Here is a 588-nt window from a genome sequence, read left to right as displayed (position 1 = left end):
GGGTCGGCTCAGTACCAGTGGTGGGACTGCCAGAAGTTCCAGGCGCCGACGGGGCTGCCGTAGCGGGAGTTCATGTAGTCCAGGCCCCACTTGATCTGGGTGGCCGGGTTGGTCTTCCAGTCCGAGCCCGCGGAGGCCATCTTCGAGGCCGGCAGGGCCTGGACCAGGCCGTAGGCGCCCGAGGAGGCGTTCTTGGCGGTGTGGTTCCAGCCGCTCTCACGGGACACGATGTTGTTGAACGCCGCGAACTGCGCCGGGTCCTTGATCATCTGCTGGGCGATCGCCTTGGCGCTCGTCGGGGCCGCCTGCGCAGGGACCGTGGCAAGCATGGAACCGGCGACGCCCAGGGCGAGGGCGGTGCCCACGAGGGACTTCTTCGAAGCGGCGATGCGGCGGATGACGGTGTGGGACACGGAGGAGCCTTCCGAAGGGGACAAGGAAGTCGCCGCACGCCGAAGGCATGCGTGAGCCACTCACGCAAGGGAGAGGGGTTCGTCAGCGGGGGTTCCCACCGGGTGCAGCACCCGTACCGCCTGGCGACTCATCCAGTTCTACCGACGCCCCGCCCCCCTGGCAACGAGCCCCGGT

At 68.7% G+C, this 588-nt stretch carries 1 protein-coding gene; it reads right to left on the bottom strand.

Features of this window, described 5'->3' with window-relative positions; all coding sequences use genetic code 11:
• Nucleotides 1-8: 8 nt before the first annotated feature.
• Nucleotides 9-413 (bottom strand): transglycosylase SLT domain-containing protein, encoded by a 405-nt coding sequence (locus tag ACLJTM_RS34620; RefSeq protein WP_411107799.1) that lies wholly within the window; start codon nucleotides 411-413, stop codon nucleotides 9-11.
• Between the last annotated feature and the right edge of the window lie 175 nt (nucleotides 414-588).

The sequence above is a fragment of the Streptomyces sp. cmx-4-9 genome, from assembly GCF_046548835.1.
Lineage (GTDB): Bacteria > Actinomycetota > Actinomycetes > Streptomycetales > Streptomycetaceae > Streptomyces.
Note: the sequence above shows the minus strand (reverse complement) of the source record. Positions and strands in the feature narration are given on the sequence as shown.